Origin of the sequence: Xylanibacter caecicola, from assembly GCF_013166515.1 — a bacterium.
GTDB lineage: Bacteria > Bacteroidota > Bacteroidia > Bacteroidales > Bacteroidaceae > Prevotella > Prevotella caecicola.
Window position 1 is genome coordinate 1 of record NZ_JABKKJ010000043.1, and the last position, 8,394, is coordinate 8,394.

At 49.8% G+C, this 8,394-nt stretch carries 5 protein-coding genes and 1 pseudogene; 1 reads left to right on the forward strand and 5 read right to left on the reverse strand.

The features are described from left to right. Positions 1 to 119, forward strand: a pseudogene (locus HPS54_RS13180) (IS30 family transposase); the annotation flags it as partial. Between the two features lie 58 nt (positions 120 to 177). Here the strand turns inward: HPS54_RS13180 and HPS54_RS12345 are convergent. From HPS54_RS12345 to HPS54_RS12365, 5 genes are all read right to left on the reverse strand, one after another. Beyond that, positions 178 to 1,842 (reverse strand): hypothetical protein, encoded by a 1,665-nt coding sequence (locus HPS54_RS12345; RefSeq protein ID WP_172345731.1) that lies wholly within the window; start codon positions 1,840 to 1,842, stop codon positions 178 to 180. A 208-nt stretch (positions 1,843 to 2,050) separates the two neighbouring features. Continuing rightward, on the reverse strand, positions 2,051 to 2,416 hold the full coding sequence (rplS, locus tag HPS54_RS12350; RefSeq protein WP_172345732.1) for a 50S ribosomal protein L19: 366 nt from the start codon (positions 2,414 to 2,416) through the stop codon (positions 2,051 to 2,053). Positions 2,417 to 2,598: 182 nt separating this feature from the next. Then, positions 2,599 to 4,707: a pectate lyase family protein gene (locus HPS54_RS12355; protein ID WP_172345733.1), complete on the reverse strand. Its 2,109-nt coding sequence runs from the start codon at positions 4,705 to 4,707 to the stop codon at positions 2,599 to 2,601. A 266-nt stretch (positions 4,708 to 4,973) separates the two neighbouring features. After that, entirely contained in the window at positions 4,974 to 6,278 is a 1,305-nt protein-coding gene (locus tag HPS54_RS12360; RefSeq protein ID WP_172345734.1) for a hypothetical protein, read from the reverse strand. Positions 6,279 to 6,313: 35 nt separating this feature from the next. Further along, positions 6,314 to 8,158 (reverse strand): hypothetical protein, encoded by a 1,845-nt coding sequence (locus HPS54_RS12365; protein ID WP_172345735.1) that lies wholly within the window; start codon positions 8,156 to 8,158, stop codon positions 6,314 to 6,316. Between the last annotated feature and the right edge of the window lie 236 nt (positions 8,159 to 8,394).

An 8,394-nucleotide genomic window follows, 5' to 3' on the forward strand; every position in this document is an offset into this window, starting at 1 on the left:
ACAACTATATCAAGAAAGTGGGAAAGAAATTGAACCTCAGACCGAGAAAGAAACTAAATTTCTCAACCCCGAAAGAAGAATTCTTCAAACAAATCATTAATTTTGCACTTGCCAGTTGAAACTACCTGCTTTTGGAATGCGAAAGATGTCGGTTTGAAATTGTAACAAAAATGATTCTTATTTCAGGAATATACTCTTTATCACGGTGGCAGATGCTCCGGTACTGCCGGTGTGTTGCAGGTGGAAGCCTCCGAAGGCGTTGGGGTGGGGCATTGCTGCTTCGATTTTCTGCGGTGTGTGGCAGACAAGACTGTTTGTTATGGTCGCTTCAAGCATGTTGCCGTTGGCAATAAGCGTCACCGAACATCCTTTACGGAACATGTCGCAGCGCTGCGGCTTGCTTATCGGGGTGATGTCACCGCCGGAATATTCCACTAAACATGTCTCTACGGCATGGTCGTACTCCGGTGTGCGGATGAAACGTATGCCGTAACCCGTAAGTGTACGCGTGTCGAACTTTATGCAGATGTCGAGATACTGTCCCGTTGCCGAGCCGAACCCTTGTCCCGCTCCCTTGCAAGGGTCGAGCGTTACGGTGCATGTCTGCTTGTTCACCGCCTTGCTTTCATCGGTCGGGGTGAACATAATCCTTGCACCCTTTTGCAGCTGTACAAGTCCCCACGACCCTTCGGCACCGTCCGCTCCCTCGGCATATCCCCATGAACTGCGGCTGTTGTCTGCCGTCCAGTCATATCGGGATGTGTCTTTCGGCTTGTGGCAGTCCATTGTCCATCCTCCGGGAACGATGTCCGGCCGGACCTGAAGAGCAAATGCCGGCAACGATACCGGCAACGGCTCGGTGGGCGTAGGCACGCATAACGGTTTGCCGTTGAGCGTGCATCCGGTCATCACGCAACGGTGTGCCGGGTCGGGGTGTCTGTTCCATTCTATTTTAATGTCCGGGTCGTCGCTAGTCCAGCGGCATCCGGTCATCGTCACCGGACCGCTCACTTTCGTAAGATACTGTGTCCCCTGTGTCTTGGTGTGTATGTCGCAGTCTATGAACGTGGCGCCTTTCTTCCTGTCGGTGGTATAGAACGGTTTGCCCGAGAAGAACGTGAACCGGCACTTGCGGTATACTCCTGTACCGCACAGTGCGTCGTCGGTACATTCAAAATAGCATTCGTCGAACGATGTGTTCTGTGCTCCAACGAACGGACACAGATTGAGACGCGATATGAACCGACAGTTGCGCATGGCATAGTTGTCACCGTTGCAAATGGCTATCTGTGCCTGCACGATGGCGTCTTTTCGGCGTTTGCGGTTCATGTTCGGATCTTTGGGGTATACAAGGTCCACGTTGCAGTAGTTGCCGAAGGTCACGTTCTCGGCAATGATATTGCTGCCTGTGAAATGAAACATCGTGAAATTTCCGTCGGCACCCTGCGTCTGTCCGCGATTGCATGCCAGCACCACATCCTCCGGATTGTCCGACATTCCTATAATCCTTACCCTGTCCAACCTCACTTCCATACCGAACGGTGTCTTGAAACCGGGACGCGGCTTTCTCTCTTTCTCGTCATCCGGATTGTCAATCCAGTACACCGAAGGCTTTATGTATATGTCCGTCCACAGCGTATCCCTGCCATTGCTGCTCTCCGCATGCCTGAGAGCCTCGTTCACCGTTCCGAACGTGAACATGTCCGCATGCGTTTTCTTTCCGTTTACATATAGGCATTTCTTTCCGCTCCGGAGTGTTTTGCCATTGAATGTGAACTTGGTCTGTGCCGTGCATGCAATGCCTTGAACCAGTATTATCGCCGTTAATATCATGTTTTTCATGTTCACTATATTTTTTGATGTTACATATTTCTGAATAATTTTATGCAAAGACAATGCAAGTCGAGCGCAATGAAACGTGTTTCAGATTGTCGAAGCGCCGCTTGTCTTATACAAAGATAATCGAAAAACAGCATTCATGATGTATATATACAAAAAAATCCTTGCCATGTGTTCAAGGCAAGGATTTTGTTTCTTGTGATTAAAGCTGTCAAGCTTTCGGAGCAGCAACGGTTTTCTTCTCTGCGATGCGTGCTTTCTTACCTGTAAGCTTGCGCAGGTAGTAAAGCTTTGCGCGACGCACTTTACCGTGCTTGTTCACCTCAATGCTGTCAATGTTCGGCGACTCGATAGGGAAGATACGCTCAACACCTACTGTTCCTGACATCTTGCGCACGGTGAAACGCTTCTTGTTTCCGTGACCTGAGATGCGGATGACAACACCGCGGTAGAGCTGGATACGCTCTTTTGAACCCTCGATAATTTTGTAAGCGACAGTGATTGTGTCACCTGATTTGAACTCAGGGAACTGCTTGCCGGTTGCAAATGCTTCTTCAGCAACTTTAATTAAATCCATTATTGTAATAATTAAATTGTTTATCGTTCCAACGTAACATAGCAAGGCTACTCTTCTTCCTGCCAGCGATTACGCCGAAAAGCGGTGCAAAATTACTACTTTTTTCATTACGCTCCAAGATTTATACGTCTTTTTTACATCTATCTGCTTAAAATAGAGATATTTGGTTCACATACGGTCCGTCAGGGGATGACCACCTTACGCTTGTTTATAATGTAAATGCCTTTCGTCAGGCAGCGCATGTCGTTGCCTATATAACGCCCGTCTATCGAGTATATACGTTTGGCGTCAGTATCATTATCGGCTGTCAGATTACTGATGCCGGTGGTATTTGCCTTTATGTCTATATAGTCGGTGCGGCAACGCATGTTTTTCTGTGTATAGAAGTCGAGACGTATCTCGTCGCCCTGCCTCAGTTCAACAGTTTTTGTATCCCTCGTCACCATTTTATTGTTGTTTGCCGTTGCCGTCCATTGGTCCTTGCGCTCCTCGTTAACGTAAAGTCCGAACCAGCCTTGACCGGAACTTTCATCAAAATAGGCTGTTGTAAAGTCATATACACCGTCATCACCCGCCCATACGAAGCTCATATATCCGGGTCCCTGGTCGCCTACGTTGCACGAATCGTTGGACGCAACAATCCATCCCGCCATAACATCGCGTTCAGGAAAGCACAGTCCGCCTCTCACGGCATGTTCCACTTCATTCCTTCCGACGTGAGCCTTGCTTATGTCCGACTTGAAGTTCCATGTGTTGCCTTCAATCACCGTTCCGTCCTTGCCGTTTACGTCCACGCGCCAATAATATGTCTCACCATGGCGCAATCCTTTCGGCTGATATGACGTCCGGACAACATTCTCAGGCGTTGCATCGGACAAATCTTCCTTGCTGCCGATGTATACGGTATAGCTTCCGGCATCAAAACTTTCTCTCCAACGCAGACTCATCGGCACACAGGGCGATGTCTCACCCTTTATCTCGCGCAGGGCGGCATGCGTCTCTCCGTTTTCAGGCATGGGATAATGTGCTTTAGGGTCGGCGGTGGTGAAGCGGAAGACGGGAGATGTCTTGCCGTCATGTTTTCCGCCTGCGACGGTTACCTGCCAGTAATATGTCGTCAGCGGTTGCAGCACCAGCGTGGCGGGGTCGACGGTGTTCAACGCACCGGGGGTTACACCTATTTTATATATATAGCCCGTGGCGCCTTCAATGTCGCCGCATGAAATTCTCGTGCCCTTTGTCACGCCTATGGCACCGTCGCCGGGGAAAGGTATGATGTCGCTTTCTATGCCTTCCATACAGCCCATCTTGCTTATAAGTCCGGGCATGGACGATGCGTCGTCCATGGCAAAGTCATAGTGATAGTATTTGCTTACGTCAAATCCGTCGCTGTTGCCCTTTGTACTTTTGCTCGTATTCTCAAAGATGTTTCCGGTGCTTTTAAGAAAGCCCCAGTATGTATCATGCTCACCGTATGCGGCGGAATACATCTGACAGAAGGCCTCGTTCACGTTCTTGAAATAGCAGTTCTCGACGTTTACCACCGCACGCGCGAACATACCGATGGCATACGATGTGTTCTTCTCGTTATAGTCATTGAAGATATGTCCCAGTCCGTAGCCTATGCGCGGATTTCGCTGGGTGCAGTTAATGAAGGCGTTGTGGTGATAAGTTACGCGTTGTTTGCCGTAGTCGGCTATGTTGCGTGTGCCTGAGCAGCAGATGGATGTCTTGTCATGATCATGGAACTTGCACCATGACACGGTGAGATAGCTTGAGCCGTATGTGAAGTCGAGCAGTCCGTCGTTGGCCTCGTTCTCCTGTTTCTGACTGGACAGGTCGCAATGGTCCACCCACACATGGTGGGTGTTCCTGAAAGCGATGGCATCGGGGTCGGCTTTGGTTATCTTTAGGTTGCGTATAATTATGTTCTGCTGTCCGTTGATGTCCAGTCCCAGACTGTCGAGGTGTGCACCCTTGCCACCGCCTATTATTGTCTTGTTGCTGGCAACGGAGATCACATCATGCTTCTGCTTGGGATTGGTGCTGTAGTCATAGTGTCCTTTCAAGTCGGCGTCGAGTATTATTATATAAGGTTCTTTCGCTCCGGCATATCTGGTAAAGTCCTCACGGTTCGTAACATGCACTATCTTGCCACCGGCTCCTCCTGTTGTTCCCTGCAGTCCCATGTCACTGTAGTTCGCAAATCCCACGAGACCGTGCTGTGCATAAATGGAAACGGCACATGTAACAGTTAATACAAGTGCCGTTAATCTTCTGAATTGTTTCATTATATTTTTAAGGTATTGTTATTATATGGCAAATATACAATTTATTTTTCAATAATATTGTGAAGAAGATGAAGATGTGTCAAATAAGAGGTTGTGTGAGTAGGGACATATTTTTCACTTCGTTCAACAACACGTCTTGTATTTGTCCGTTGAATAAACATTGAATATCAACATGTTACAAGCGGACAAATACAAGAATATGTCCCTACAAGAGGACGATTACTTATTTTGACATAACCATCCTGTCTCCTTCTCTCCCTCTAATATTACATGATGACTTTCTTTCCGTTCTTTATATAAAGTCCTTTCGTCGCTTTCTCCACGCGCACGCCGCTGACAGTATATATACGGTTGTCCGTGCTTGTTTCGGAAACGACACCGGTGATACCGGTAGGTATAGAACTGAAGTCAAGCACCGGAGCACCGTCCTCAACCTTCCATGTGCATGCGCCGGCTATGCTGTGTGCCTGTGCGTTCAGGGCAGCCACGGTGTTTGCGACATCTGCCGGTGCCACAGCCTTGCAGTCGGTCACGATGCCTCCGCTACTGTTGCTTGCGAATACACATTCAAGCGGAGCGCCTACATAGCGTACAACGCAGGTGTCTGCCCAGTAGCAGTTCTTTGCCTCGCTCGCGGTGTTGTAGCCAAGCTCTGGCGACATTGCTCCGGTGTACTTGTATTTTGTTCCTGCCCAGAAGCGTGCGCCTGTCCATCCGCCGAAGTAGCAGTTGTTTATCTCGGCGCTGTTGGATACCTTTCCGGCAATACCGCCCATATTGTTCTTGCCCCATGTCCATGCGGAAGTCGCACAATTGAGAACCTTGCCGCCGTCAAGATTGCCCACAATGCCCGCGCCGTATGAACCTGCCGCAAAAAGAATACCGCTTGTCTGGCAGTTCATTATTGTGGAGTTGATGGAATGTGCTACGAGCAGCGAAGTGTTAGAGTTGCCCTGAACCCAGCTGTTCTTGACGGTTATGTTCTTTATCACGGCTCCGTTTATCTCGTTGAAGATGGCACACGTTGAGTTTGATGTGTTTATAAGTCCGCTGATGGTGTGTCCCTGTCCGTCGAATGTTCCTGCAAAGCGCTGATAGTCGGCGTTTATGTCCCTCAGATAGCCTATGCCGCTGAAAGTGCGGTTGTCTGCCGCCAATGTGTAGCTTTCAGGATCGGCGCTGCCCATTGTAAAGTTACTGTAGTATTGCTGCTTGGCTTCTTCTATGGTATGTCCAACCCATTTGATTCCCGCCAGCGCGTTCTCGGACATGTTGATGTCCGCTGTCAGCACCCAGAACTTTCCTGCCGAATAGGCGTCGTCCCAGTTGTTGTCGTCTTCCGCGATGTTCTGTATCTCCACTGCGAGTTTTGCCAGCTGCTCGGGCGTGGCAATCTGATACGGATCTGCCTCCGTGCCTGTTCCTCCGGCATACTCTGCGGCTGCATAATACTCCCATTGCGTGGGCTTATAGTTATCCTTAGCCTTGTCCGTGTTAATACTTGCAACTGCGTTTGTGGCAACCAGTGACATGATTGCCGCCGTTGTGAAGAGTCTTGTGATTCTTTTCATTGTTGTTAATATTTAAATGATTGATAAATATAAGGTTATATTGTGATTTTCACTGCATTCCTGTATCCGTGTCTGTCCGTCACCCATACGATATACACGCCTTTGGCAAGCGACTCCGTGCCGACGATGTTGCTTCCGCGGGTCAGCTTCCCGGTGATGCGGCAGCGTCCCATATCGTCGAATATGTGCACGTCGCACACATCTTGTTCGCTTGTTATCACGATGTGTGTCTTTTCCGCCTTGATGCCGAACTCAACGGCATGCTCGGTGCGTATGGACGTAGGGTCGCCGAAGCTGCCCTTTATCTCCTCGCCCATCAGACTTGCAAGATATTTCTCAAGTGCGGTGTAGCCCTCGGCGTTTATATGATTGCCGTCGGCAGGGTCGGCAGGGTTGAAGCCGTTCGCCTTTTCCCATTCGTCCGGCATACCGTCACCGTCGGTGTCCCAACCTTCGGGGCGGCTTGACGGCGGCGCCGCCGTGCTGCAATATGTCGTTCCGTCATCGTTCAGCCTCATCTCCGCATCTATCGGGTCGTCTATAATACCGTATGCTCCACGGTTGTTCCAGCTTCCTTTATATGTGGCGACGCCGTCGCGGCACTCGCGTATTATGCGCTTCTCTATGGCATCGCGCACAACACATCCCGACTTCTCCAACACATCGGCATACGCCTCGTCGGCAGTCTGAAGGTTGTTGAGCAGCGTATAGGCGTTGATGTCGAACGACCAGTTGGCGGTGTAGAACTTCTTCGGTACGAGAATGTTGTCCATAAGGAACACCTTCTCGTCGGTTTCTATGCAGAGTTTGTTGTCGGCAGCGAAGTCGTCGCGACGGTCCATCTTGTTTCCCGAGAAATGGAAGTATGATGACTTCTGTTGGTCGTCGAGGTCGGTGCCGAGCGACGTGAAGATTTGTTTCTTCGGGTCTACGGTAGCCGTCGCGGGTCCTACGCGCCAATAGTTGTTCATGATGTTTGCCAGATAGCTTGCGTATCGCGGCGAGGTGCCTTTATTGTCGCCTCCGTAACTGCCGAGGTGCGTTCCGCCCCAGTTGTAGTTCACGTTGTTCACAAACTCGTAGTAGGTCATATAGTCATAGTTCACGCTTGCCGAGAAGCGTGGCGACCGGCGCAGGTTGTGCGCCAGCAGATTGTGTGTGAAAGTATTTGCGCTTCCGCCCCAGCACACGCCATATCCGCGCGAACCTTTCTTGTGACCGGCGTCATACAGACCTTCATGGAAGATATTGTAAGAGTATGTCTGGAAGAACGAGTTGCTGTTGGTGCACAGTTCCTCGCCCGACCAGCCGAACGTGCAGTGGTCTATTATCAGATTGTAGGCATTCTCCGTGCCGAGCGTCTGTTCCGGATTGGAGACGTCGAGCATCTGTCCGTCCCAAGCGCGGCTGCCGCATCTCACGCGTATGTTGCGCATTATTACGTTAACGCTCTCGTCGCCGGCAGAATTGAAGCTGATACCGCGCGGATACAAGGTGATACCCTCACCCGGCGCAGTCTGTCCGGCTATGGTAAGTCCGCCCTTGTGCCTTATCCGCAGTATGTCTTTAAGGATTATCCACCCCGACACGTTGAAGACAACGGTCACCGGTTCGCCCGGATACTGGTTCACAGCCCAGCGAAGCGAGCCTTCGGGCGGGTTGGAAGGTTCGTCGAGCAGGTTGGTGACGGTCACTACACGACCGCCGCGTCCGCCCGTTGTGAACTTTCCGAAGCCCACTGCCGACGGGAAAGCCGGTATGTTCTGTGTTGCCGTGGGATATGCAAAGTTCTCCGTAACGGTTGTTCCCTTTATGTCGTCCTGTGCCATGGCATGTAAAGCACCGAAAAAGAACAACAATGTGATTAGTGTTTTTTTCATGTTTTCTATATTATATATGTATATCTATGTGATTAATGTTAATTCAACGGGTCGGACACTCCCCCGGAAGGTGTATGAAATCTTAAAACATGCCGTACGGTTTTCTCCGGCATATAGTAGAGAAATCTGTAGCATATAGTAGAGAAATCTGTAGCATATAGTAGAGAAATCTGTAGCATATAGTAGAGAAATCTGTAGCATATAGTAGAGAAATCTGTAGCATATAGTAGAGAAAT